Origin of the sequence: Streptomyces sp. AC555_RSS877 (assembly GCF_019049245.1) — a bacterium.
Lineage (GTDB): Bacteria > Actinomycetota > Actinomycetes > Streptomycetales > Streptomycetaceae > Streptomyces.
In genome coordinates this window covers 240,636-266,276 of record NZ_JAGMUK010000059.1, presented here as the reverse complement: position 1 = coordinate 266,276, position 25,641 = coordinate 240,636, and the positions used below count along the sequence as shown (strand labels likewise).

The following is a 25,641-nucleotide window of genomic DNA, read 5'->3' as shown; positions in this document are numbered from 1 at the left end:
CGCAATCCACACCGAACCGGAAGGCCCTCACCTGTTTCAAGATCCCTCAGCCGAGACCTGACTCACCTGTCCACAACCTCCCCGGACAGAACACCTAGCTCGCCGGCCAGTCGCGCTGACCCTGGCCGGCTGAACCGGCTCGCTTGCCTGGCTCGCTGATTCTGCTCGCTTACCTGGCTCGCTGATTCTGCTCGCTTACCTGGCTGACTGACCTGGCTCGCTGATTCTGCTCAGTGGGGACGCCGCGATCGGCGGTGGATCAGGCGGTCGCCGATCGGCGGCGGAGTCTTCCCGCCGGGCGCAGCAGGAGCGAGAGCGAGGCCGAGGAGACGATCGTCGCGCCGATGAGGGTCAGCAGGGCGCCGCCCGCGTCCAGGGCGCTGTGCGTGACGAAGGAGCCGAAGAGGGCGCCGGCCACGCCGGTCGCGAGGACCAGCGAACGGGCCGGCAGTCGGTGGGACAGTCGGTGGACCGCCAACCCCGCCAGCGCAAGACCGAGCAAAGCGGAGCCGAGCGCTTCCAACAACATCATGGGGTCCCTCCCACACGGCCACACTGCGCGTTACGGTCGTACCCCGTCATACCCGTGACCTGCGGAATACAATCCTCCCCTGTGCGCAAGTTGTGCTCCATCCGTGGAGGAAAAACACGTGGGGAAAAGTGAGAGGGGCCCGGCGACACATGGTCGCCGGGCCCCTCTCACCGCGTATGACTACAGCGCGCCGAAGCCCACCTTGCGGGGGGCCGGCTCACCGAGCTCGACGTAGGCGAGACGGTCGGCCGGGACGAGGACCTTGCGGCCGTGCTCGTCCACCAGGGTCAGCAGCTGCGACTTCCCGGCCAGCGCCTCGGACACCGCCCGCTCGACCTCATCGGCACTCTGACCGCTCTCCAGAACGATCTCGCGAGGCGCGTGCTGCACGCCGATCTTGACCTCCACGGCTATGTCCCTCCGACGGTCAGTGAAGTGCGCGACCTTCCGCGCCGTACTCCGCACACATTAGCCCGGTGAGGGGATGTCCATGCTCCGCGCAAGAACGCCAGAAGCGAACAACGGGCGGGAACAAACCCTCGGGGCGGGTGCGGTCAGTGGTGCTCGGTGCCGTGCAGCGGGAAACCGGCGATGCCCCGCCACGCCAGCGAGGTCAGCAGCTGGACCGCCTGGTCACGCGGGACACTGCGGTCGCTGTGCAGCCAGGAACGCGCCACCACCTGGGCGAGACCGCCGAGCCCGGAGGCCAGCAGCATCGACTCCGCGCGGGAGAGGCCGGTGTCCTCGGCGATGACGTCGCAGATCGCCTCCGCGCACTCGTTCGTGACCTTGTCGACGCGCTCGCGCACCGCGGGCTCGTTGGTCAGGTCCGACTCGAAGACCAGGCGGAAGGCACCGCCGTCGTCCTCGACGTACGCGAAGTAGGCGTCCATGGTCGCCCGGACGCGCTGCTTGTTGTCCGTCGTCGACGCGAGCGCCGTGCGTACGGACTGGATCAGCGACTCGCAGTGCTGGTCCAGCAGCGCGAGGTAGAGGTCGAGCTTGCCGGGGAAGTGCTGGTAGAGCACCGGCTTGCTGACGCCGGCGCGCTCGGCGATGTCGTCCATCGCGGCCGCGTGGTAGCCCTGTGCCACGAAGACTTCCTGCGCGGCGCCCAGCAGCTGGTTCCGTCGGGCACGGCGCGGCAGGCGCGTGCCTCGCGGGCGTGCCGCCTCTGTCTGCTCGATGGCTGTCACGCCGCCTCCCAAAGTCGTCCCTCTGCGGTGTGCGCCGCGCCGCCATCGTACTTTTCGGTAACCGTGGTGTGCGCGGTGAGAGCGCAGAATTTCACGGACCGGACGCTGACGATTACCAGGCACGGTGCCTCTAACCGGGACGGAACGGTCGCTCTCACCGATAGTCGTCCTCGTCAATGGAGACGACGCGGGCCTGTTCGATGATGTCGGCCTCGCTGGCCCGGTCCGGGTCCACGCCGGTCAGCGGGTCGTCGCGGTCCGGCTTGACCTCTGTCAGTTGCTCCGCGGCGTCGTTCTCCGGCGCCTCGACGTCGATCTCGGTCGCCTGCTCGGCGTCCTCGTGCTCGAACGTCTCGGGGTCGGTGGGGTCGACGGCCATGATGGGCTCCCTTCCTAGAACATCCCTGAATGGAACAGGGGGCCACATGCGGGTGCCCTGTGCACGAGCCTAGGAGACACCCGATCTGCACGCCATGCGATCCGAGTGCCCTCTGTGACGCCGAACACATGAACCAGTGCGTGATCGTCTCGTAACATTGCCGCATGTCTTCGACCGAGCAGCCGTTCGTGCCGCCCGCCAACGTGCTCCCCAAAGTGGCGCCCGTCAGGGTCGCGGAGGGTGAGAGGCTCAGGTCGGTCGGGCTGCCCGGCATCACGCTGTCCGTGCGGTCGAGGCCGCCCGCGCGCGAGGGACTGCCGCCCGCGCTGTACGTCCATGGCCTCGGCGGTTCCTCCCAGAACTGGTCGGCGCTGATGCTGCAACTGGAGGACGCCGTCGACGGCGAGGCCGTCGACCTGCCGGGCTTCGGCGACTCCCCGCCGCCGGACGACGGCGACTACTCGATCACCGGGCACGCGCGCGCGGTGATCCGCTATCTCGACGCCTCCGGACGCGCTCCGGTGCACCTCTTGGGGAACTCGCTCGGCGGCGCGGTCTCCACGCGCGTCGCCGCGGTCCGCCCCGACCTCGTCCGCACCCTCACCCTCGTCTCGCCTGCGCTGCCGGAACTCCGCGTCCAGCGCACGGCCGTGCCGACGGGGTTGCTGGCGGTGCCCGGCGTGGCGGGCCTCTTCACCCGGTTCACCAAGGAGTGGACGTCGGAGCAGCGGGTCCGCGGGGTCATGGCGCTCTGTTACGGCGACCCCGGGCGGGTGACCCCCGAAGGGTTCCGACACGCCGTGGAGGAGATGGAGCGGCGGGTGCGGCTGCCGTACTTCTGGGACGCGATGACGCGTTCCGCGCGCGGGCTGGTGAACGCGTACACCCTGGGCGGTCAGCACGCGCTGTGGCGCCAGGCCGAACGCGTCCTCGCGCCGACCCTCCTCGTCTACGGCGGCCGTGACCAGCTCGTCGGCTTCCGCATGGCCCAGCGGGCGGCCCGCTCCTTCCGTGACTCCCGCCTCCTCACCCTGCCCGAGGCGGGGCACGTGGCGATGATGGAGTACCCCGAGACGGTGGCAGGAGCGTTTCTCGAACTGCTCGCCGACACCAGGGCCGTTGGCGGCGGGGTGGAGGCTCACAGCGGCGGCGAGGGTACCGTTGGCGACAGAGAAGGAGCCTCCGGCGACAGGGCCGGGATGTCGGGCAGCATGAACTCGGGGAGCTGAGAGGCTACGTGGGACGCCACAGTCGACGTGGACCTGCTCCCAGGAGTGGCCCCACGGGGGACGGCGCTGATCCGACAGGCCGGGGCCGGACCCAAGGCCCACCGCCCGCACGGCAGGCACCGGCCGCACCGCCCGCCCCTCCGGCGGAGTACGGGCCACCGGCTCGTCCGGTTCCGAGATTCGCCGACGGCACGCCCGCGCGCGGGGTGCCACGGCTTTCCGAAGGCACGCCCGCGCGCGGGGTGCCGAGGTTTGCCGACGGAACGCCTGCTCACGGCGTACCGAGGCTTCCCGACGGCACGCCGGCGCGGGGTGTGCCGCGATTCCCCGACGGCACGCCGGCGCACGGGTTTCCTCAGGTCCGTGGGGGGCACCCCGAGCAGCGTGAACCAGGTGGCGGATGGGGAGAGTTGAGCGGGCGCGGCGGCGTCGGGTACGGCAGGCCGGGTGGCCAGGGCAGTGCGGGCGGCCCGGGCGTCGGCCTTCCGCGGCAGCGGCAGGCGCCGCCTGCGGGGCTGAGGGGGCCCCGGCAGGACTACCTCGACGCGTTCGAGGGGGAGGACGAGGAATTCGCGTGGGAGGACGACGTCTTCGCGCCCCGTGCCCCCGCCACCGTGCCGCACCGCGACCCGGCCGTGGCGCACGCCTCCGGCCCGTACTCCTCCGCCACCGCCTGGCCCACCGAGACCGGCCGTGACGGCGTCGATGACGACGACGTGCCTCCCACGGGCGCGCCTGCGCCCGTCAGGGGCGGCAAGGGGCGGACGTTCACCGGCATCGCGGCCGCCGCGGTCACCACCGTGCTGGCCGTCGTCGTGGCCGGCCAGGTCGCGAGCGGGCGGGACGACGACGCCGTGCAGTCCCAGTCCGCCACCGACCAGGCCCGGGACGCCCGCGACCCCGCCTCGCGCGGGGACGGCCGGCCGACGCCTTCCGGATCACCCGGCGTGGCGACGCTGACGTACGAGCAGAAGATGGACAAGAGGTACACGCTCGGCGCCACGTCCAAGGGGCCGGGGGAGTTCGACGCCGTCAAGGGCATCGCCAAGGCGCCCGGCCAGGGGCAGAAGTACACCTACCGCGTCGACGTCGAGCAAGGGCTCGGCCTGGACGGCGAACTCTTCGCGCAGGCCGTGCAGAAGACGCTCAACGACGACCGGAGCTGGGCCCACAACGGAGCCCGCACCTTCGAGCGCATCTACTCCGGCAAGCCCGACTTCGTGATCACTCTGGCCAGCCCCGGAACCACCGCCATCTGGTGTGCCAAGTCCGGTCTGGACACCACCGTGGACAACGTCTCGTGCGACTCGGCCGCCACCGAACGCGTGATGATCAACGCATACCGATGGGCGCAGGGATCCGAGACCTACGGTGATCAGATCCATGCGTACCGGCAGATGTTGATCAACCACGAAATCGGCCACCGGCTCGGCTTCAGCCACGTCACGTGCGACAAGAACGGCGATCTCGCCCCGGTCATGCAGCAGCAGACCAAGTTCCTCGACCATGACGGAATCCGCTGCCGCGCCAACCCCTGGCCCTACCCGGGGAGTTGACGGGCCCGCACGCCGAGGAGCCGCTGGCGCACGCACCGGCGCCCGCCCGCAGAACGGGGTGACGATCGGTGCGCGCATGATCTCCTAGCGCGACGGAACGCCACCCGCACGGGAAAGTTACGACCGTTCACCCCTTTTGGTGGCGTGATGGACAACCGTCCGTCGCGCCACCGCCTTGTCCGCATACGTTCGTCCCGCTGCGAGCCGCCGGGTCAACGGCGGCTCTCCATACGGGAGATCGGGGGTGCGCTGGTGCGCATCGAACTGCTTACGGAGGGTGGCTATCCGTATGTGAGCGGTGACGCCAGGCTCTGGTGCGACCGGCTCGTGCGCGGGCTCGAGCAGCACGAGTTTCACATCTACGCGCTCAGTCGCAGCGAGCGCCAGGAGGACGAGGGCTGGGTTCCGTTGCCGCCGCAGGTCAACAGGGTGCGCACGGCACCACTGTGGACGGCCGAGGACGACGGGGCCGGGTACGGACGGCGCGCGCGTCGGCGGTTCGCCGAGTGTTACGGCGAGTTGGTGGCCGCCCTGTGTGAGGGGGGTGCCGCAGAGGCACCCGGAGGGCCTTCGGACACTGAGGCGGACCGTTTCGCCAGTGCCCTGTACGGGCTCGCCGAACTCGCCCGCGACGAGGGCGGACTGGTGAGGGCGCTCCGCTCCGAGGCCGCCGTACGCGCCCTGGAGCGCGCCTGTCGTGCGCCCGGCGCGCTGCGCACGGCGCGCGAGGCTCGCGTACCGGATCTGCTCACCGTCGCCGCGCACCTGGAACGCGCCCTGCGCCCCCTCTCGCTCGACTGGTACGAGGACGACGACCTCGGCTCCGTCGACCTGTGCCATGCGACGTCCGGAGGCGCGGCGGCCCTGCCCGGACTGCTCGCGCAGCACTTCTGCGGCGTCCCCCTGCTGGTCACCGAGTACGGAGTGCGGCTGCGCACCCACTACCTGACCGCAACGGAGTCCTCGCCTCCGGTACGCGCCCTGCTCACCGCCTTCCACGGCAGGCTCGCCACCGAGACCTACGGCCGGGCCGCGATCGTCACGTCCGGCAACGCGCACGCGCGCCGCTGGCAGGCACGCTGTGGCGCCGACCGCGCCAAGCTCCGCACGGTCTACCCGGGCATGGACGCCTCCCGCTTCACGGACGTCGGCGAGTCGTCCGCGTGCGCGGACCCGCACACCCTGGTCTGGGTCGGCCGCGTGGAACCGGCCAAGGACCTGGTCTCCCTGCTGCACGCCTTCGCGGAGATCCGCAAGGAGGAGCCCAAGACACGACTGCGGATCGTCGGCGCGCCCGTCGGTTCCGAGGGCACGGCCTACCTCGGTCACTGCCGGGCGCTGGCCGCGCAGCTCTTCCCCGACGAGGCCGACGGCCCGCACGCCGTCGGCGACAATCCGGTGTCCTTCGAGGAGATCGGCGGCCCGGAGCTGCCGGCCCTGGCCGACGCGTACGCCGCGGGCGCGGTGACCGTCCTGTCCAGCGTCGTCGAAGGCTTCCCGCTCAGTCTGGTCGAGGCCATGTTCTGCGGTCGCGCGACGGTGTCCACGGACGTCGGCGCCGTCGTGGAGGTCATCGGCGGCACCGGTCTCGTCGTCCCCCCGCGCAATCCACGGGCACTCGCCGAGGCGTGCGTGGCACTGTTGCGCGACACCGAGCGCCGCGAGCGCCTGGGCGCCGCCGCCCGCGCCCGTGCGCTCGAACTGTTCACCGTCGAGCAGAACATCACCGCATTCCACGGCATCTACCTGGACATCGTCTCGCAGACCCCGGTCCGCCGCGTCCTTCTCGACGAGACCGGCAAACCCCTGCCGTTCGCCACCCCCGCCGAGGCCCACGTACCCGGCCGCTGGACCGAGCGAGGCGTGCGCGTCGTGACCCGCGGCGGCCCCGGCTGGGCCGCCGGACCGCCCGTACGCGCCACCGCGCCGACCGCCGTCACGGAGGGAGCGTCATGAGCGAACTGGACGAACTGGACCGCCCCGGCACCCCTGACACCCCCGGAACCTGGGACCCCCGGCCGGAGGAATGGCTGGTCACGGAGCCGGACGTACCGGACCCGCAGGACCCGGCCGTGAGCCACGATTCCGGATCCGCGGCTGACCACGACCACGTATCCGCAGCCGACCACGATCCTGAGTCCGACGCAGCCGTCGACCGAGGCACACGCGGCACCGGAACGAGCGGGGCGCGCAGGGCCGTCACGCCCCGCCGCACCGCCGCGGACCCGGTAAAGGCCCTGATGCACCGTCACCAGGACCTGTGCGAACGAGCCGTGGACCCGCTGGAGATCGCGGCGGGCCTGGAGGCTCACGGTGTGACGGACCGCACCGCGGCCCGTTTCCGCCACCGCGACGTCTTCTCGCTGGCCGAGGAGATGTACGCCCGGATCCCCCGCGACGGAGAATCCCCGAAACACCCCGCCCCCGAGGCCGCCCCCCGCCCACGAGCCGACTGGGCCCTGCTCACCCTCCTTCCCGGCGCGCTGTGCACTGCGACCGTGATCGGCCTGCACCTCACCCATGGACGCACCCGCCCCACGGTCGCCGCCGCAGGCGTCCTCGCGGTGGCTCTGGCCCTGCGCGCGGCCCTCACCCGAGGACCACTGAGCCCCAGACCCCCCAGATCCGGCGCCCCCGTGACCCGCACCAACACCTGGACGTACTGGCTCATCGCGTACGCCCTCCTCGGTGACGGCCTACTCCAAGCCGCCCTGGGCGGAGGCCCCGACGGCCTGCCCGACGGCACCCCGGACGCCCCCTGGCCCCTCACCGCGGCCCCTCTCCTCGCCCTTGCCTGGGCCTGCGCTCCGGCGGCCTGGAGTACCCACCTCCTCACCGCACGAGCCCGCCGCAAACTGACGGCCAGCCGCGGCCTGGAGGACTTCGCCGCCTCCGTACGCCCCCTCCTGCTCGGCACGTTCGCCCTGTTCCTGTGCGCCCTCACCGCCCTCCTCACCGTGACCAGCACAGCCCTGGACGAGCCCCCCGCCTACGCCCAGACCATCGCTCTGGGCGCTCTGCTCCTTCTCTCCCGCCTCCTCACCATCCACCGCTTCACCCACGCCCCCGCGGTCATCCTCGCCGCCACCGCCACCACCCAGTCAGCAGCCCTGGCCACGGTCTTCGCAGCCCGCCTCCCCGGTTGCGACCTCCTGTCAGTCCCGGTCCAGACCCTCACCGACACCTGGGGCCCGGGCAGCGTCCAAACGCTCACCTGCGGCACCGGGGCGCTGATCCTCCTGCTCCACGCAGCTCGCACCCTCACCAGGGCCTCGGCCCACGCCCCGGCGGAGAAGCAGTGGTGACGCGGCCGGCCCCGCCCCGGCGGCGCGGCACCCGCGTACAACGGCAAGGGGACCTGCCGGGGGGTGTCCGCCCGCAGCGGACGGCGCGTCCACACGTTCGCCCCGGTAGGAGACCGGTTCCGCGCCATACCGAGGACGGACACCCCCCGGCGCGGCCCCGCCCCACGCATCCGCCGTAGGCGAACGCGCACCCCCACCACTCGCACAGGCCGCCGCAGGCATCCCGCCCTACCGCCGGAGGCACCCCGCATGACCTCCAAGAAGGAGACCACCAAATGATCACCTCCCGACCCGACGCCTCGGCCCCGGGAGCCGCCCGATGAGAGTCCTGCTGATCGGAGCCAACGGCTACCTCGGCCGCTTCGTCGCCGACCGCCTGCTCGCGGACCCGGCCGTCCAGCTCACCGCCCTCGGTCGCGGCGACGACGCCGACGTCCGTTTCGACCTCGCGTCCGGCAGCCCCGGCGCGCTCACCCGCTTCCTCGACGCGGTCCACCCCGGCGTCGTCGTCAACTGCGCGGGCGCCACCCGAGGAGGCGCCCGCGAGCTCACCCGCCACAACACCGTCGCCGTGGCCACCGTCTGCGAGGCCCTGCGCCGCAGCGGCTGCGGCGCCCGGCTCGTGCAGATCGGCTGCGGCGCCGAGTACGGCCCCAGCCAGCCCGGCTCCTCCACCGCGGAGGACGCCGTCCCCCGCCCCGGAGGCCCGTACGGCGTCAGCAAACTCGCCGCCACCGAACTCGTCCTCGGCTCCGGCCTGGACGCGGTGGTCCTGCGCGTCTTCTCACCGGCAGGCCCCGGCACCCCCGCCGGCTCCCCGCTCGGCCGCCTCGCCGAGGCCATGCGCCGGGCCATGCAGTCCGGCGACGGCGAGCTCAAACTCGGCGGCCTCGGCGCCCAGCGCGACTTCGTCGACGTCCGAGACGTGGCTCGTGCCGTACACGCGGCCTCGCTCTCCGCCGCGCAGGGCGTCATCAACATCGGCTCAGGCCGCGCCGTCCGTCTGCGCGACGCCGCCGCGGTCCTCGCCCGCGTGGCGGGGTACGGCGGCGCCCTCCACGAACTCGACGGGCCGCCGGGCCCGTTGAGGGCGACCATCGGCCACCCCCGCATGGAGTCGGACCACGCGGCCCCGGTCGCGTACCCGTACCCCGACGGCTGCGGCAGCTGGCAGCAGGCCGATGTGCGCACCGCACGCGACCGGCTCGGCTGGCGCCCCCGGATCGGTCTCGAAGAGTCCCTCGCGGACATCTGGATGGAGGCGGCATGCCGCATCTGACCCGCGCCAAGCCGGGCACGGCGAGCACCGGCCTCCGTACCGGCGTAGGCATCCCCGGTTTCGCCCACCCCCTCGTCGCCCCGGCCGAGTGGGCCGAACTCACCCGCCCCGGCACCCCCCTGCACTGGGTCGTCCTCAACGTCTCGGACGGCCCCGGCAGCCGCCCCGACCCGCACTGCCTGGAGGCGGCCGGCCGGCTGCGCAACGCGGGTGTCCGTGTCCTCGGCTGCCTCGACACCACGTACGGCGCCCGCGCCTTCGGCGAGGTGATCTCCGAGGCGCACCGCTACCTGGACTGGTACCAGGCCGACGGGTTCCTCCTGGACCGCTGCCCGACCGACCGCGCCGCGCTCCCCGAGATCCGCCGCACGGTCTCCACGCTCCGCGCGCTGCGTGACGACGCCCATATCGTCCTCGGCCACGGCATCCACCCGTACCCCGGTTACGCCGAGAACGCGGACCAACTCGTCACGTTCGCCGGCCCCTGGAGCGACTACCGCTGGTCGCAGGTCGCGGAGTGGACCGCCGACTACCCGCCCGAGCGCTTCTGCCACTTGGTCCACGGAGTGCCGCGCCCACACCTGGAGGAGGCGTTGCGCATCGCCCGCTGGCAGGGCGCGTCGACGATCTACTTCACCGACCGCACGGACCGCGGCGGCCGCACCGACCCCTGGGAGACCATGCCCGGCTACTGGGACGAATTCGTCTCGCGGATCGGAACGGGTGTCTCGGAATGAAAAAGGACATGGCACTGTTACGGGGAGAGCAACCGTAATGATTGACCGACCAACGGAGTCCCCGTGTCGCTGCCACCCCTGGTCGAGCCCGCTGCCGAGCTCACCGTAGACGAGGTCCGCAGGTACTCCCGCCACCTGATCATCCCCGACGTCGGGATGGACGGGCAGAAGCGGCTGAAGAACGCCAAGGTGCTCTGTGTGGGCGCCGGCGGCCTGGGTTCGCCGGCGCTGATGTACCTGGCCGCCGCGGGCGTGGGCACGCTCGGCATCGTGGAGTTCGACGAGGTCGACGAGTCGAATCTGCAGCGCCAGATCATCCACAGCCAGGCCGACATCGGCCGCTCCAAGGCAGCGTCCGCGCGCGACTCCGTCCTCGGCATCAACCCGTACGTGAACGTGGTCCTTCACGAGGAGCGGCTCGAGGCCGAGAACGTGATGGACATCTTCAGCCAGTACGACCTGATCGTCGACGGCACGGACAACTTCGCGACCCGCTACCTGGTCAACGACGCGTGCGTGCTGCTCAACAAGCCGTACGTGTGGGGTTCGATCTACCGCTTCGACGGCCAGGCCTCCGTCTTCTGGTCCGAGCACGGTCCCTGCTACCGCTGCCTCTACCCGGAGCCCCCGCCGCCGGGCATGGTCCCCTCCTGCGCCGAGGGCGGTGTCCTGGGCGTGCTGTGCGCGTCCATCGGCTCCATCCAGGTCAACGAGGCCATCAAGCTCCTCGCGGGCATCGGCGAGCCGCTCCTCGGCCGCCTGATGATCTACGACGCCCTGGAGATGCAGTACCGCCAGGTCAAGGTCCGCAAGGACCCGAACTGCGCGGTCTGCGGCGAGAACCCGACCGTCACCGAGCTCATCGACTACGAGGCCTTCTGCGGCGTCGTCTCCGAGGAGGCCCAGGAGGCGGCCGCCGGCTCGACGATCACTCCGAAGCAGCTCAAGGAGTGGATCGACGACGGCGAGAACATCGAGATCATCGACGTCCGTGAGATCAACGAGTACGAGATCGTCTCGATCCCGGGCGCCAAGCTGATCCCGAAGAACGAGTTCCTCATGGGCACCGCCCTGGAGGCCCTCCCGCAGGACAAGAAGATCGTCCTGCACTGCAAGACGGGTGTCCGCAGTGCGGAAGTCCTCGCGGTCCTGAAGTCGGCGGGCTTCTCCGACGCCGTGCACGTCGGTGGCGGCGTGATCGGCTGGGTCAACCAGATCGAGCCGAGCAAGCCGATCTACTGACCCGGTATCCCGGCCTGAGCGGCGGGGGCCTCGAGCACCGACGGTGCCCGGGGCCCCCGCCGTCGTCATGAGCAGATCCTGCCGTCCCTCGGCACCGTCCCGGCCAGCAGGTACGCGTTCACCGCGGAGTCCACACAGTCGCTCCCGCTGCCGTACGCACCGTGTCCCTCGCCCTTCCAGGTGAGCACCACACCGACGTCCTTGCCCAGCTCGTCCGCCATCTTGCGGGCGCCCTCGTACGGTGTGGCGGGGTCGCCGGTGTTGCCGACCACCAGGATCGGCGCCGCACCGGGCGCGCTCACCTCCGGCGTCTCGTGCTGGCCGGCCACCGGCCAGTCGTGGCACCAGCCGGCCGTGTCCCAGCCCAGGAACGCCCCGAAGACCGGCGAGATCCTCTCGAACTGCGGCAGCAGCTTCTTGGTCTCCGCGGCCGTCGGCCGCTGCTTGTCGTCCAAGCACGATATGACCCGTTGCGAATGGGTCGTGGTGCCGTAGCGGCCCGACGGGTCGCGCTCGTTGTAGCCGTCGGCGAGCGCCAGGAGCTCCGATCCGTCTCCCTGCTCCGCCGCCTCCAGGGCGCTGGTCAGCGTCGGCCAGCTGTCCTGGCTGTACAGCGGCAGGATGATGCCGGTGACGGCGAGCGTCTGCGTAAGCTCCCGCCCGGACGATGTCGACAGCGGTTTCGCGTCGATCTCCTTGAGCAGGTCCGCGATCTTCTGGCTGCCCTGCTTCGGGTCCTGGCCGGTGGACTTCAGGTAGCCGTCCAGCGCGCGCTGGAAGCCCCGGGCCTGGTTCTGTGCGTGGCCCACGGTGTCGGCGCTCGGGTCGACGACCGCGTCCAGGACCAGCCGGCCCACGTTCTTCGGGAACAGATGGGCGTACACACCGCCGAGTTCGGTGCCGTACGAGATGCCGAAGTAGTGCGTCTTCTTGTCGCCCAGGACCTGGCGCATCAGGTCCATGTCGCGGGCGGTGTCGGTGGTGGAGACGTGCGCCAGCATCTCCCCGGCGTCCTTCGCGCAGCCCTTGCCGAAGTCGGCGGCGTCCTGGAAGTAGGCACGTTCCTCGGCGGTGGTGTCCGGTGAGATGTCCACCGACTCGGCGGCCTGGATCTCCTTGTCGTCGCGGCAGCGGACGCCCTCGCTGGCGCCGACCCCGCGCGGGTCCCAGCTGACCAGGTCGTACCGCTCGCGAAGCGAGGAGACGGTGGCGGCATACGCCGGCATCGTGGACACACCGGAGCCGCCGGGACCGCCGAAGTTGAACAGGAGGGAGCCGATGCGGTTGTCCCCCCGGGCCTTGGTGCGGATGAGTGCGAGGCGGATCGTCTCGCCGTCCGGCTTCGACCAGTCCAGCGGCGCCTTGAGCGTCGCGCACTGCCAGTCGGTGCCCGGCGCGGAGGAGTCCGCGGTGGCCTTGCAGCGCCCCCAGTCGAGCTTCTGGGAGGTCAAGGCCGAGGTCGGACCGGCGCCGGACGTACCGGACGATTGCGCCGACGGCTGCGCCCGCCCGGTCTTCCTACCGCCCTTGTCGTCACTGGACGAGCCGCTGCTGCAGCCCGCCACCAGGAGTGCGGCGGCGGTCCCCACCGCCGTCCACCGTACGAAACGCGTCATTGCAGGTTCCCCCCTCGCAGGCCCACCGCCCCGTGCTGCGGATGGCTGTTCGGCCATAGTAGGCGGATCGCAGCACAGCCGCCGCGGCCTGTGGATAACGTTCTGACCTGCGAGTTCTCTCGGGATTCGGGTGCAGTGTCAGGAGCAGGTCAGGAGCAGACGGTTCCGGCCGCGGGAACCTTCCCGTCCAGCAGATAGCCGTTCACGGCGTCCCGCACGCACTTGTTCTTGCTGTCGTACGCCCCGTGCCCCTGCCCCTTGTATGTCAGCTCGGCTCCGACCCCCGGGCCGAGCGCGTCCACCATCTTCTTCGCGCCTTCGTACGGTGTGGCCGGATCGCCGGTGTTGCCCACGACGAGGATCGGCGCGGAGCCGGGCGCGCTCACGTCGGGATGGTCGGCGGCGCCCGGCACGGCCCAGTCGGTGCAGCCGACCATGCCCCAGGCCAGGAAGTCGCCGAACAGGGCGGAGGCGGCCCGGAACTCGGGCAGCTTCCGCTCCACGTGGTCGGCGGTGTACCGCGCCTTGTCGTCGGCGCAGTTGATGGCGGTGTTGGCGGCGGTGATGTTGCTGTACTCGCCGTCCTGGTTGCGGCCGTTCATCGAGTCGGACAGTGCCATCAGGATCTGCCCGTTCCCGTCGTACGCCTGCGCGAGGCCCTCCGTGAGGTACTCCCAGAATTCCCGTGAGTACAGCGCCTGCGCGATGCCGCTGGTCGCGGCGGTCTGGGTCAGCTCGCGCGGGAAGATGCCGGGAATCGGCTTGCTGTCGAGATCCTTGAGCAGCTTGGCGATGCGGTCCTTGACGTCCTGAGCGGTGTCGCCGACCGGGCAGTCCTCGGTCTGGGAGGTGCAGTCCGCGGCGTAGTTGTCGAGGGCGAGCTGGAATCCCCTGGCCTGTCCGAGCGAGCCCTGTTCGGCGTTCTGCGTCGGGTCCACGACCGCGTCGAAGACCGCACGGCCGACGTTCTTCGGGAACAGGTGGGCGTACACACCGCCGAGTTCGGTGCCGTACGAGATGCCGAAGTAGTGCAGCTTGTCGTCGCCGAGTACGTGGCGCATCAGGTCCAGGTCGCGGGCGGCGTCGGTGGTGCGGACATGCGGCAGCACCTTCTCGGAGTTCGTCTCGCAGGCCTCGTTGAACTCCCTGGTGTTGTCCAGGAACGTGGCGCGCTCGGCCGTGTCGTCGGGGGTCGCGTCCTGCTGGAAGAGGACGTCGAGCTGGAGGTCGGTCTCGCACTCCACGGGGGCGCTGCGGCCGACCCCGCGCGGGTCGAAGCTGACCAGGTCGTAGCGGGTGCGCAGTTGCGCGTACTCCTCACCGAAGGCGGGCAGCGTGGTGACGCCGGAGCCGCCCGGGCCGCCGAAGTTGAAGACCAGCGAGCCGATGCGCGCGCTCTCGGCGCCGCTCGCCTTCGCCCGGATGAGCGCCAGCTTGATCGTGTCGCCCTTGGGCTCGTCCCAGTCCAGGGGCGCCTGCATGGTGGCGCACTGCCACTCGTCGCCGTCCGCAAGGGGTGACGGAGCGTCACCGCCGCCCTCCGCCGCGGACGGTGCCGGACAGTCCTTCCAACTCAGCTTCTGGGCCGACACGTCCTCGTCCTGGGAGTCGTCGCCGCAGCCCGCCAGCACGGTGGACAGCACAAGAGCTGCGGCGGTCAGGGCAGCGGCGCGCAGCCGGCAAGGGTTCGGCATGATCCCATCGTGCGGGCGCGCCGGAGGGGGCGCGCGGGGCGCGGGCCGTACGAGGTACGCCGCCGAGGCCGCCGTACCGGAGGGTGGACTACAGCGCGCCCTTGCGCGTGAGGTGGTTGAAGACGAGCCAGCCCGGCAGCACCGGCAGCCACAGTGTCAGCAGGCGGAACAGCAGCACCGCCGGAGCGGCGACCTCCTTGGGAAGGCCGACGGCGATCAGACCGACCGTCAGGGTCGCCTCCACCGCGCCCACACCACCGGGAGTGGGGGCGGCGGAGCCCAGCGCGTTGCCGGCGAGGAAGACGACGGCGACGCTGGCGATGCTGATCGAGGTCCCCTCGGTGCCGAACGCCCGGATCGACGCGTCCAGGCACATCACGAAGCAGGCCGTCAGGAGCAGCATGCCGCCGATCCCGGTCACCAGCTTCTGCGGCCGCTGGAGTACGTCGAGCATGCGCGGCACCACGCCCGCGAACAGCGACCGCACGCGCGTGACGACGAACTTCCGCAGGAACGGCACCGAGGTCACCACGAGCACGAGCACCGCCACCGTCAGCAGACCCGCGATGACCGTCCGGGACGGCGACAGCGACGGCGTCTTCTCGGTACCGGTCAGATAGCCGAAGGACAGCAGCATCAGGATGTGGCAGCCGAGCCCGAACAGCTGCGACGCTCCGACGCTCGCCACCGCGAGCCCGGGACGTACGCCGGCGCGTTGCAGGAAACGCGTGTTGAGGGCGACGCCGCCCACGGCGGCCGGAGCGACGATCTTCACGAACGATCCGGCGACCTGGGCCGCCACGGTCCGCACGAACGGCACCCGCTCGGGCACGAAGCCCAGCAGGGCCATCGCCGCCGCCACGTAGCTCAGCGCGGAGAAGGCCACGGCGGCGGCGACCCAACCCCACTCCGCGTTCTCGATGAGCGGGCCGAACTCGATGTGCGTGAGCTGCGTCAGCAGGAAGTACGCACCGATCGCGCCGGCGATGACGCTCAGCAATGTGCGCGGCCGCACCCGCTCGAGGCGGGCCGGCTCCACCGGGGCCTGGGGCCGGATCAGCAGCACCTCGTGGCGGATCTGCGTGAGCAGGTCCTCCTCGCGCGCTTCGTCGAGGGCATCGTCGATGGCCCGCTTCTCGGCCCTGGCCTCCGCCTTCACAGCCTTCTTGTCGAGCTTTTCGAGTACGGGCCCGGCCTCGTGCGGCGCCTCCTCCAGGCGGGCCTGCTTGTCCTGCCGGGACGCCTCCAGGACCGCCTCCCGCTCGCGCTCGGCCCGCTCCCGCGCGAGTCTGCGCAGCGTCGCGCGCGTGGAGCGACTCAGGGCGATGGGCTGCAGCATTGGCAGACAGTCGGCCACGGCATCGGGGCCGAGCGCACCGACCGCCGCGGTCACCGCGCGCTCGGCGCCCACCCTGAGGCCGAGCGTGACCAGCAGCTGGGAGATGTCCATGCGCAGCAGCAGGTCGCCGGCCGCGATCTCGCCGACGCGCAGGTCGGTGAGGATCACCGTGCCGGAACGATCCACCAGAATCGCGTCGCCCACGAGCCTGCGATGCGCGATGCGCCGGGACTGGAGCGCCCGCACCTGGTGCCAGGTGTCGCGCAGCAACTCGTCGGTGATCTCCTCGTCGGAGAGGGAGTCGAGGGTGCGTCCGCCGGTGTGCTCGTAGACGAGCATCACCGCGTCGGGGCCCAGTTCGGAGGTCGCGATCAGCTTGGGCGCGTTGGCGCCGGCCGCGATGGCGGCGTACGCGAGCAGTGCCTCCTGCTCCAGAGCCTGCCGCAGTGACTGGAGGCTGCTGCGGGTGGCGAAGCCGCGCAGCGTGAGGTTGCGCCAGGCGCGGTAGAAGAAGCCCTGGGCCTGTTGCTCCCGGTCGACCACCGTGACGTCCAGCGGTGGACCGTCCTCCAGGGCGACGAAGTAGCGCCGGCCGCGGTCTCCGGTCTCCGGAGTGTCCGGCACCTCCTCGCGGGCCGCGCTCACCGGGTGGAAGCCGACGTGCCTGAGGCCCGCCATCAGTGTCCGTCCGGTGGGGCGGACGTTGGGCGAGCCGACCGCGTAGAGCGTGCCGTAGGCGACGGTCCAGCCGATGAGCACCGTCAGGATGATCGAGAAGGGTGTTGTGTAGCCGGTGACGAGCATCGAGAACGCGTCGAGCATCAGCACGATCCACAACACCGCCCGCCAGCGCGGCCTGCGCGACATGCCGACGGCCGTCATATAGGCGATGACGGGCGCCAGATAGCCGTGTACGGGATCGGTGAGGGCGTGGATGTCGCCGGGGGAGGGCTGGGTGAGCGCGTCCTGGATGGAGTCGGGGGCGGCCTTGGCGACCCACAGGTCGGTGGCGAGGGTCACCCCGTGCGCGAGGACGGCCGCCAGGACGCCGTCGGCGATGCGCAGCCCGTCGCGTTTGATCAGCCGCTCGATCGCGAACGCGACCGGCACCAGGAGGATCGCGATGCTGGACGCCAGCCCCGCGATCTTGATCAGCAGGTCCGGTGCCTGACCGGTGCCCTTGCTGATGTCCTGTTCGAGACCCGAGGTGGTGCCGTGGGCGAACGCGGCGATCGCGAGGAGGACGACCACGGCCAGCACGCCGACCATGAGCCGCATGAGGTCGGAGGGCCGGTGCACGCGCGCGGGGAGCAGCGGTTCGTCACCTTCGACCTCGTCGGCGTGCACGTCGTCGGGGTTGTCGGCGTCAGGTCCGGACCGGGTCGCGGGTGCCTCCTTGTCGGCGCTCACCTCGCCCTTCTCGTCTGTCGTCCCGTGCTCGTCGGCGGTCGCCGGGCGCGACGATGCGGCAGGGGTGCTTTCCGCGTCCTCGGGAGGCACACCCTGCTCTTTCATCGTCTCTTCTTGGTCTCGTATCACCTGTCACCGCCCGCACGATGGTGGCATGCCCCACCGACACACAGCGGCGTCAGGGTGCACATGCGGGGGCGCACAGTCTGCCGGAAGCGCTGTCTCAGGGCGAGGGACGCCCGCCGTCGCGAGCGCGTCGCATTGTCGGTGGGGTGGGGCAGGATGGATCGGATGAGCGAGGAGAGCCTTCCGGACGACGCCCGCGCGGAGCATGCGGACGCGCTGCCGGAGTACGCCGAGCGGGTCCTCGACGTGGCCGAACGCATTCCGCCCGGTCGCGTCATGACGTACGGGGACGTGGCGGAGTGGCTGGAGGAGGGCGGGCCCCGGCAGGTAGGACGCGTCATGGCCCTCTACGGAGGAGCCGTTCCGTGGTGGCGGGTCGTCCGCGCGGACGGCGTCCTGCTCCCGGCCCACGAACTGAGGGCGCTCGGCCATTACCGCGCGGAGGGCACGCCCCTGAAGGAGGCGAGCAGAGCCGCCGAGGGGCACCTGCCGCGGCTCGACATGAGACGGGCGCGGTGGGACGGCGGCGAACGCGCGGAGGGTCACACCTGACAGCTTCCGCCATCGGACGCCCTCAGGGGCTGCCTGAGGTCCGTACGGGCGAAATGAGGCGCGTCCGTGACATGCCGGGGGAAACAGGGCATGTCCGTGGCATGGCGTACGTTCGTGGGGCGAGGGACGTACGTGTCGCGAGTGTCCTGAGGGAAGAAGAGGAAGCCCTGCTTCCGCGTCTTCCCTGGGCGTAGCGTCGGCTGCGCGCGTCCCTCTCATCCCGGGATCACCGTTCTCCCCGCGCGGAGGTCGTCCCACCCGTCACCCGACCACCACCCCCGAACGACGGCGCTTCGCGCCCGCAGCGACAGATGGCACACCCACCAGGACCGGCGAACCACGTGAGCTCCTTCTCCTCCACCAAGCGCCTGTCGCACCCGCAGGGGCGACTGGGGAACCGTGGCGCTTACCGACTGGTGCGTACCCCGCCGGTCCGCACGGATCCCCCTCGTCTGGACGCCGCACAGCGCGCCGTGGTTGACCACCCGACCGGCCCGCTACTCGTTCTCGCAGGTCCGGGCACCGGAAAGACCACCACGCTCGTCGAGTCGGTGGCGGCGAGGATCGCCCGGGGCGGTGAACCCGCGCGCGTGCTGGTGCTGACGTTCAGCCGCAAGGCGGCCGTCGAACTGCGCGACCGCATGGCGCTGCGCATAGGGGCGGCCCGCGCCCCCCAGGCGACCACCTTCCACTCGTTCTGCTACGCCCTGGTCCGCGCCCACCAGGACACCGACCTGTTCGTGGAACCCCTCAGGCTGCTGTCCGGCCCCGAGCAGGACGTCGCCGTCCGTGAACTGCTCGCGGGCCAGCCCGACCTGGAACGGCTCGGCCTCGCGCACGTGCGCTGGCCGGACGAGCTTCGTGCCTGTCTGACCACCCGCGGCTTCGCCGACGAGGTCCGCGCGGTCCTCGCCCGCAGCCGCGAACTGGGTCTCGGCCCCGACGCCCTGGACGCCTTCGCCCGCCGTATCGGCCGCCCCGACTGGCGCGCGGCGGCCGCCTTCCTCGCCGAGTACCTCGACGTGCTCGATCTGCAGGGCGTGCTCGACTACGCGGAACTGGTCCACCGCGCGGTCCTCCTCGCCCGCCGCCCCGAGGTCGCCCGGCGACTCGCCGCCCAGTACGACGCCGTCTTCGTGGACGAGTACCAGGACACCGACCCGGCGCAGGTACGGCTGCTGCACGCGCTCGCCGGCGGCGGCCGCACCCTCGTCGCCTTCGGCGACCCCGACCAGTCGATCTACGCGTTCCGCGGCGCGGACGTGAACGGCATCCTGGACTTCCCCCGGACCTTCCCGCGCGCGGACGGCCACCCCGCGCCCGTGGAGGTCCTGCGCACCTCCCGCCGCTCCGGCGCGGGCCTGCTGGCCGCGACCCGGCTGCTGACCCAGCGCATGCCACTGACCCGCCTTCCGGCCGACAAGGTGCGCGCCCACCGCGAGCTCGCCCCGGTCCGGGACGGGGGCCGCGTCGAGGTGTACACGTACCCGACGCCCGGCACAGAGCTGGACAACATCGCCGACATCCTCCGCAGGGCGCACTTGGAGGACGGCGTTCCCTGGGGCGAGATGGCCGTCCTGGTGCGTGCCGGATCCCGCACCATCCCGACGGTCCGCCGCGCGCTCACCGCGGCCGGCGTCCCCCTGGACATCGACGGCGACGACCTCCCGCTGCGGCACGAGCCCGCGGTGGCACCGCTGCTGACGGCGCTGCGGGCGGTGGCAGCGGCGGAGGCTGCGGAGGCTGTTGAGCAGGCCGAAGCAGCGGTGGCTGCGGAGCAGGCCGAAGAGCGGCCCGAAGGAGCGCAGCCCACCGAGGATCCCGAAGAAGCGGAGACAACGGAACCCCCGGAAGAGGGGGGTCCCTCTGATGGACGGGAGCCGGACACCTGCTGGCTCGACACCGAAACCGCCCTCACCCTCCTCGCCTCCCCCCTCGCGAGCATGGACGCCGCCGACCTGCGCCGCCTCGGCCGTGCCCTGCGCGACGAGGAGCGGGCCGCGGGCAACACCCTGCCGCCGCCCTCGGACGAGCTGCTCGCGCGGGCGCTGGCCGAGCCGGAGCGCCTGGCCGTGCACGACCCCACGTACGCGCGTGGTGCCCAGCGGCTCGGCGCGCTGCTCAGGAAGGCCCGTGAGCGTCTCGCGGGCGGCGGCACGGCCGAGGAGGCGCTGTGGGACCTCTGGGAAGGCACGCCGTGGCCCACGCGCCTGGAGCGGGCCGCCCGACGCGGCGGCGCGGCCGGTCGCAACGCGGACCGCGACCTGGACGCCGTGTGCGCGCTGTTCGCGACCGCGGCCCGCGCCGAGGAGCGCACCGGCGGCCGGGGCACCCTGAACTTCCTGGAGGAGATCGACGCGGAGGACATCGCCGCCGACACGCTCACCCGGCGTGCCGTACGCCCCGACGCCGTCCGCCTGATGACCGCACACCGTTCCAAGGGGCTGGAGTGGCGGCTCGTCGTCGTCGCGGGCGTCCAGGAAGGGCTGTGGCCGGACCTGCGCCGCCGTGGTTCCCTTCTGGAGGCCGACCGCATCGGCCGCGACGGCCTCGCCGAACCGCTCACCCCGGGAGCGCTGCTCGCCGAGGAACGCCGCCTGTTCTACGTGGCCGCCACGCGCGCGCGTGAACGCCTGGTCGTCACCGCGGTGAAGGCGCCCGCGGACGACGGCGACCAGCCCTCCCGCTTCCTGACCGAACTCGGCGTCGAACCGCGGGACGTCACGGGCCGCCCCCGCCGCCCCCTGTCGGTCGCCGCGCTCGTCGCCGAACTCCGCGCCACCACCGTCGATCCGCGCGTCTCGGACACCCTCAGGGAGGCCGCCGCCCGGCGCCTCGCCCGGCTCGCCGCACTCGCCGACGAGGACGGCCGCCCGCTGGTGCCGTCCGCCCATCCTTACCGCTGGTGGGGCATGTTCGAGCCGACCGAGAGCAAGATGCCGCTGCGCGACCGCGAGAAGCCCGTCGTGCTCTCCGGCAGCGCCCTCGACCAGCTCGCCAACACCTGCGCCCTGCAGTGGTTCCTGGGCCGCGAGGTGAAGGCCGACGCGCCCGCGACGGTCGCCCAGGGCTTCGGCAACGTGGTGCACGTCCTCGCCGACGAGGTCGCCTCCGGGCACACTCCGGCCGACCTCGCCGTCCTCATGGAGCGGCTGGACTCCGTGTGGAACGCGCTCGCCTTCGACGCGCCGTGGAAGTCGGCGCAGGAGAAGGACAACGCGCGCGTGGCGCTCGAACGCTTCCTGAGGTGGCACGTCATGGACCGCACCGGGCGTACGCCGGTAGCCAGCGAGCACGACTTCGACGTCACCCTGGACGCGGGTGAGGTCGAGGTGCGCATCCGCGGCCAGATGGACCGAGTGGAGACCGACGGCGAGGGCCGCGCCTACGTCGTCGACTTCAAGACCGGCAAACAAGCGCCCACCGCGGCCGAGGTGGAGCGCCACCCTCAGCTCGCCGTCTACCAGCTCGCCGTCCGCGAGGGCGCTGTCGACGAGGCCTTCGACGGAGTGCGCCCCGAGCCGGGCGGCGCCGAACTCGTCCAGTTGCGCCAGGGCGCGCCCAAGCGGGACGGCGGCGAGACCCTGCCCAAGGTGCAGGCCCAGGAGCCGCTGGAAGGGGAGTGGGTCGGCGATCTGCTCGCCACGGCCGCCGGCAAGGTCCTCGACGAGCGGTTCACGCCGAGTGCGGGCCAGCACTGCACGCACTGCGCGTTCCGGGCGTCGTGCAGCGCGCAACCCGAGGGTCGGCACGTGATCGAGTGACGGACGTGACCCTCCTCACTCCGTGTGATCGACCGCACCACACGTGCTGACCTGCTCTTCTCCCGGCCCCGAGGGCGATGTGGTCTCCGCTGTCAGTGGCCGCCGCTAGCCTCTCCGACATGCCCGCCCGTATCACCGATCCCGATCAGCTCAAGGAGCTCCTCGGTATCCCCTTCACCCCGGAGCAGACGGCCTGCATCACCGCGCCGCCCGCGCCGCAGGTGATCGTGGCCGGAGCCGGATCGGGCAAGACGACGGTGATGGCGGCCCGCGTGGTGTGGCTGGTCGGCACCGGCCAGGTCGCCCCCGAACAGGTGCTCGGCCTCACCTTCACGAACAAGGCCGCCGGTGAACTCGCCGAACGTGTCCGCAAGGCCCTGATCAAGGCCGGCGTCACCGACCCCGACGTCATCGACCCGGACAACCCCCCGGGCGAGCCGGTGATCTCCACGTACCACGCCTTCGCGGGCCGTCTGCTGACCGACCACGGCTTGCGGATCGGCCTCGAACCCACCTCCCGGCTGCTCGCCGACGCCACCCGCTTCCAACTGGCCGCGCGGGTGCTGCGCGAGGCCCGTGGCCCCTACCCGGCGCTGACCCGTTCCTTCGCCGACCTGGTCAGCGACCTCCTCGCGCTCGACGCCGAGCTCGCCGAACACCTCGTACGACCCGAGGACCTGCGCGCGTACGACGCCGGTCTGCTGCGTGTTCTCCAGGGCGCCAAGCTCACCAACGAGGCCTTGCGCAAGGTGCCCGAGACGGCCGCCGCCCGCCGCGAACTCGCCGACCTCGTCGTCCGCTACCGCGCCGCCAAGCGCGAACGCGACCTGCTGGACTTCGGCGACCAGATCGCCCTGTCAGCCCAGCTCGCCCAGGTCCCCGAGGTGGGCCGCGTCCTGCGCGACGAGTTCCGCGTGGTGCTCCTGGACGAGTACCAGGACACCTCCGTGGCCCAGCGCATCCTCCTGGCGGGCCTGTTCGGCGCCGGCACGGGCCACCCGGTCACCGCGGTCGGCGACCCCTGCCAGGCGATCTACGGCTGGCGCGGCGCCTCCGTCGCCAACCTCGACGACTTCCCCGAGCACTTCGCCGACGCCGACGGCCGCCTCGCCACCCGCCAGTCGCTCAGCGAGAACCGCCGCAGCGGCGGCCGCCTCCTCGACCTCGCCAACGACCTCGCCGAGCCCCTGCGCGCCATGCACGCGGGCGTGGAGGCCCTGCGCCCGGCCCCCGGCGCCGAACGCGACGGCATGGTCCGCTGCGCCCTCCTGCCGACCCACGGCGAGGAGATCGACTGGCTCGCCGACTCCATCGCTCACCTGGTGAACACGGGCAAGGCGCCCGGCGAGATCGCCGTCCTGTGCCGTACGGCCACCGACTTCGCCGAGATCCAGGGCGCGCTCGTCGCCCGGGACGTCCCCGTCGAGGTCGTCGGCCTCTCCGGCCTGCTCCATCTGCCCGAGATCGCCGACCTGGTCGCCGTCTGCGAGGTCCTTCAGGACCCCGGCGCCAACGCCTCTCTGGTGCGTCTGCTGACCGGCCCGCGCTGGCGCATCGGCCCGCGCGACCTCGCCCTCCTGGGGCGGCGCGCCCGGCTGCTCGTGTCCCACGCGCGCGTGGACAGCGACGACGACCCCGACCGCCGGCTCGCGGAGGCGGTCGAGGGGGTCGACCCGTCCGAGGTGATATCGCTCGCGGACGCCCTCGACACGTTCCTGGAGACGCCGCTCGACGGTGGCGGGGACGACGACGGGCTGCCCTTCTCGCCGGACGCGCGCGTGCGGTTCGCGCGCCTGGCCACCGAACTGCGCGACCTGCGCCGCTCCCTGTCCGACCCGCTGATGGACGTCCTGCACCGCGTCCTCGCCGTCACCGGCCTGGAGGTGGAACTGTCCGCGTCCCCGCACGCCCTGGCCGCCCGCCGCCGAGAGACCCTGTCCAACTTCCTGGACGTCGCCGCCTCCTTCGCCGCCGGCGACAACGAGGCCAGCCTGCTCGCCTTCCTCGCCTTCCTGCGCACCGCCGCCCAGTACGAGAAGGGCCTCGACAACGCCCTTCCCGGCGGCGAGAACACCGTCAAGGTGCTCACCGCGCACAAGTCCAAGGGACTGGAATGGGACGTGGTGGCCGTCCCCGGACTGGTCACCGGCACCTTCCCCAGCACCCAGGGCCGCGAGAAGTGGACCGCCCAGGGCAAGGTGCTGCCGCACGAACTGCGTGGCGACACCGACACCCTCCCCGACGTCACCTCCTGGGACTCCCGCGGCCTGAAGGCCTTCCATGAGGACATGAAGGAGCACCAGCACACCGAGGAACTCCGCCTCGGCTACGTCACCTTCACCCGACCCCGCTCCCTCCTCCTCGGCTCCGGCCACTGGTGGGGCCCCACCCAGAAGAAGCCCCGCGGTCCGTCCGACTTCCTGCAGGCCCTGTACGACCACTGCGCGGCCGGACACGGCGAGATCGAGGCGTGGGCGGACGAGCCCGCCGAGGACGAGCAGAACCCGGCCCTGCACCGGGAGACCGCCGACCAGGTGTGGCCCCTGCCTCTGGACGAGACGTCCATGGCCCGGCGCCGAGCGGCCGCCGAGACGGTCCTGTCCCACCTGGAACACCTCGCCTCCCACGAGGACGGCCACCCCGCGGCCACCCACGACCCGGACACCTACGACGACCCGGACTGGCCCGTGCCGCCGGACGACGACACGGTTGTCGCGGATGACCTCTACGAGGGGGACTTCCACGAGGGGGGCCCCTATGAAGGGCACCCCCGTGAAGGGGACCCCTACAAGGACGACCCCTTCGTCGCGGAGGACTCGGCCGACTGGGACTCCTGGAGCGCGGACCGCCCGACCGTCCCGCACCAGGCCGTGCGACCGGACGCCACCGAGCACCCCCGTACGGAACCCGCCCGCCCCCACCCCACGCAGCCCGGGCCTGCCCCTCTCACCCTGGAGGAGGCCCGCACCATCGCCTCCTGGGACCGTGACCTGGACGCCCTCAGCGGTGAACTCCTGCGCGCCCGCGCGAGCGTCACCGACGTCCCCCTGCCCGCGTCACTGACCGCCTCCCAGCTGATGCGCCTGGCCGCCGACCCGGACGGCCTCGCACAGGAACTGGCCCGCCCCATGCCTCGCCCGCCCCAGCCCGCAGCGCGCCGTGGCACCCGCTTCCACGCCTGGGTCGAGTCCCGCTTCGAGGCACTGACGCTGCCCATGCTGGAGCCGGAGGAACTACCCGGCAGCGAGGCCGAGATCGCCGACGAACGCGACCTGGAAGCCCTCAAGGAAGCCTTCGAGCGCACCGACTACGCCCAGCGCACGCCCCACCGCGTCGAGACCCCCTTCCAGCTCGCGATCGCCGGCCGCGTGGTCCGGGGCCGTATCGACGCCGTCTACAAGGAAGGCGACGGTCCGGCTGCGACGTACGAGATCGTCGACTGGAAGACCAGCCGCATCCGCACCGCGGACCCGCTCCAGCTCGCCGTCTACCGGCTCGCCTGGGCCGAGCAGCAGGGCGTACCACTGGAGTCGGTCACGGCGACCTTCCTCTACGTACGCAGCGGCGAGGTCGTACGACCGGACGACCTGCCGGGCCGGGCCGCGCTGGAGCGGCTGCTCCTCGAGGAGCCGGGAGGTGAGGAACCGCACGACGAGGATGTCGGTGCGGGCGGATAGGCTCGTGA

General features: G+C 71.8%; 17 protein-coding genes. 10 read left to right on the top strand and 7 right to left on the bottom strand.

The window, feature by feature from the left end:
- Positions 1 to 259 precede the first annotated feature (259 nt).
- The 4 genes from KUM49_RS26770 to KUM49_RS26755 all read right to left on the bottom strand — a co-directional run bounded on the left by KUM49_RS26770 (position 260) and on the right by KUM49_RS26755 (position 2,107).
- A complete protein-coding gene (locus tag KUM49_RS26770; protein ID WP_217239516.1) occupies positions 260 to 529 on the bottom strand; it encodes a hypothetical protein in 270 nt (89 codons plus the stop codon).
- A 183-nt stretch (positions 530 to 712) separates the two neighbouring features.
- On the bottom strand, positions 713 to 940 hold the full coding sequence (locus tag KUM49_RS26765) for a DUF3107 domain-containing protein (RefSeq protein WP_217239500.1): 228 nt from the start codon (positions 938 to 940) through the stop codon (positions 713 to 715).
- 146 nt (positions 941 to 1,086) lie between these two features.
- Positions 1,087 to 1,728: a TetR/AcrR family transcriptional regulator gene (locus tag KUM49_RS26760; protein ID WP_217239499.1), complete on the bottom strand. Its 642-nt coding sequence runs from the start codon at positions 1,726 to 1,728 to the stop codon at positions 1,087 to 1,089.
- A 154-nt stretch (positions 1,729 to 1,882) separates the two neighbouring features.
- Positions 1,883 to 2,107: a hypothetical protein gene (locus KUM49_RS26755; protein WP_217239498.1), complete on the bottom strand. Its 225-nt coding sequence runs from the start codon at positions 2,105 to 2,107 to the stop codon at positions 1,883 to 1,885.
- Between the two features lie 164 nt (positions 2,108 to 2,271).
- Between KUM49_RS26755 and KUM49_RS26750 the strand changes: the two genes are divergently transcribed.
- The 7 genes from KUM49_RS26750 (at position 2,272) to moeZ (ending at position 11,455) form a co-directional block, all read left to right on the top strand.
- Entirely contained in the window at positions 2,272 to 3,336 is a 1,065-nt protein-coding gene (locus KUM49_RS26750) for an alpha/beta fold hydrolase (RefSeq protein WP_254401796.1), read from the top strand.
- A gap of 8 nt (positions 3,337 to 3,344) precedes the next feature.
- Positions 3,345 to 4,892: a DUF3152 domain-containing protein gene (locus tag KUM49_RS26745; protein WP_217239497.1), complete on the top strand. Its 1,548-nt coding sequence runs from the start codon at positions 3,345 to 3,347 to the stop codon at positions 4,890 to 4,892.
- Between the two features lie 252 nt (positions 4,893 to 5,144).
- The gene (locus KUM49_RS26740; RefSeq protein WP_308406755.1) at positions 5,145 to 6,848 is read left to right on the top strand and encodes a DUF3492 domain-containing protein; all 1,704 of its coding nucleotides are present in this window, start codon (positions 5,145 to 5,147) and stop codon (positions 6,846 to 6,848) included.
- Positions 6,845 to 8,197: a hypothetical protein gene (locus KUM49_RS26735; protein WP_217239495.1), complete on the top strand. Its 1,353-nt coding sequence runs from the start codon at positions 6,845 to 6,847 to the stop codon at positions 8,195 to 8,197. The genes KUM49_RS26740 and KUM49_RS26735 overlap by 4 nt, the downstream gene beginning before the upstream one ends.
- Positions 8,198 to 8,516: 319 nt before the next feature.
- Positions 8,517 to 9,476, top strand: a complete 960-nt coding sequence (locus KUM49_RS26730; protein ID WP_217239494.1) for an NAD(P)-dependent oxidoreductase — start codon at positions 8,517 to 8,519, stop codon at positions 9,474 to 9,476.
- The gene (locus KUM49_RS26725; RefSeq protein ID WP_217239493.1) at positions 9,464 to 10,213 is read left to right on the top strand and encodes a spherulation-specific family 4 protein; all 750 of its coding nucleotides are present in this window, start codon (positions 9,464 to 9,466) and stop codon (positions 10,211 to 10,213) included. Before KUM49_RS26730 ends, KUM49_RS26725 begins: the two co-directional genes overlap by 13 nt.
- Before the next feature lie 63 nt (positions 10,214 to 10,276).
- Positions 10,277 to 11,455: an adenylyltransferase/sulfurtransferase MoeZ gene (gene moeZ, locus KUM49_RS26720; protein WP_217239492.1), complete on the top strand. Its 1,179-nt coding sequence runs from the start codon at positions 10,277 to 10,279 to the stop codon at positions 11,453 to 11,455.
- 65 nt (positions 11,456 to 11,520) lie between these two features.
- Here moeZ and KUM49_RS26715 read toward each other — a convergent pair whose 3' ends face one another.
- The 3 genes from KUM49_RS26715 to KUM49_RS26705 all read right to left on the bottom strand — a co-directional run bounded on the left by KUM49_RS26715 (position 11,521) and on the right by KUM49_RS26705 (position 17,619).
- A complete protein-coding gene (locus tag KUM49_RS26715) occupies positions 11,521 to 13,071 on the bottom strand; it encodes an alpha/beta hydrolase (protein ID WP_217239491.1) in 1,551 nt (516 codons plus the stop codon).
- Between the two features lie 149 nt (positions 13,072 to 13,220).
- Positions 13,221 to 14,765: an alpha/beta hydrolase gene (locus KUM49_RS26710; protein WP_217239490.1), complete on the bottom strand. Its 1,545-nt coding sequence runs from the start codon at positions 14,763 to 14,765 to the stop codon at positions 13,221 to 13,223.
- 88 nt (positions 14,766 to 14,853) lie between these two features.
- The gene (locus tag KUM49_RS26705) at positions 14,854 to 17,619 is read right to left on the bottom strand and encodes a lysylphosphatidylglycerol synthase transmembrane domain-containing protein (RefSeq protein ID WP_217239489.1); all 2,766 of its coding nucleotides are present in this window, start codon (positions 17,617 to 17,619) and stop codon (positions 14,854 to 14,856) included.
- 186 nt (positions 17,620 to 17,805) lie between these two features.
- On the opposite strand from KUM49_RS26705, the gene KUM49_RS26700 reads away from it, so the two are divergent.
- The 3 genes from KUM49_RS26700 to KUM49_RS26690 all read left to right on the top strand — a co-directional run bounded on the left by KUM49_RS26700 (position 17,806) and on the right by KUM49_RS26690 (position 25,633).
- A complete protein-coding gene (locus tag KUM49_RS26700) occupies positions 17,806 to 18,192 on the top strand; it encodes an MGMT family protein (RefSeq protein ID WP_217239488.1) in 387 nt (128 codons plus the stop codon).
- A 341-nt stretch (positions 18,193 to 18,533) separates the two neighbouring features.
- Positions 18,534 to 21,956 (top strand): ATP-dependent DNA helicase, encoded by a 3,423-nt coding sequence (locus tag KUM49_RS26695; RefSeq protein WP_217239487.1) that lies wholly within the window; start codon positions 18,534 to 18,536, stop codon positions 21,954 to 21,956.
- Positions 21,957 to 22,075: 119 nt separating this feature from the next.
- A complete protein-coding gene (locus KUM49_RS26690; RefSeq protein WP_217239486.1) occupies positions 22,076 to 25,633 on the top strand; it encodes an ATP-dependent DNA helicase in 3,558 nt (1,185 codons plus the stop codon).
- The last annotated feature ends 8 nt before the right edge of the window (positions 25,634 to 25,641 follow it).

Excerpts from the sequence above, each read along its gene's own strand:
- KUM49_RS26770 (WP_217239516.1), bottom strand. The coding sequence starts at position 529 with ATGTTGTTGGAAGCGCTCGGCTCCGCTTTGCTCGGTCTTGCGCTGGCG.
- KUM49_RS26755 (WP_217239498.1), bottom strand. The coding sequence starts at position 2,107 with ATGGCCGTCGACCCCACCGACCCCGAGACGTTCGAGCACGAGGACGCC.
- KUM49_RS26750 (WP_254401796.1), top strand. The coding sequence starts at position 2,272 with ATGTCTTCGACCGAGCAGCCGTTCGTGCCGCCCGCCAACGTGCTCCCC.
- KUM49_RS26735 (WP_217239495.1), top strand. The coding sequence starts at position 6,845 with ATGAGCGAACTGGACGAACTGGACCGCCCCGGCACCCCTGACACCCCC.
- KUM49_RS26730 (WP_217239494.1), top strand. The coding sequence starts at position 8,517 with ATGAGAGTCCTGCTGATCGGAGCCAACGGCTACCTCGGCCGCTTCGTC.
- KUM49_RS26725 (WP_217239493.1), top strand. The coding sequence starts at position 9,464 with ATGCCGCATCTGACCCGCGCCAAGCCGGGCACGGCGAGCACCGGCCTC.
- KUM49_RS26715 (WP_217239491.1), bottom strand. The coding sequence starts at position 13,071 with ATGACGCGTTTCGTACGGTGGACGGCGGTGGGGACCGCCGCCGCACTC.
- KUM49_RS26710 (WP_217239490.1), bottom strand. The coding sequence starts at position 14,765 with ATGCCGAACCCTTGCCGGCTGCGCGCCGCTGCCCTGACCGCCGCAGCT.
- KUM49_RS26705 (WP_217239489.1), bottom strand. The coding sequence starts at position 17,619 with ATGAAAGAGCAGGGTGTGCCTCCCGAGGACGCGGAAAGCACCCCTGCC.
- KUM49_RS26700 (WP_217239488.1), top strand. The coding sequence starts at position 17,806 with ATGAGCGAGGAGAGCCTTCCGGACGACGCCCGCGCGGAGCATGCGGAC.
- KUM49_RS26690 (WP_217239486.1), top strand. The coding sequence starts at position 22,076 with ATGCCCGCCCGTATCACCGATCCCGATCAGCTCAAGGAGCTCCTCGGT.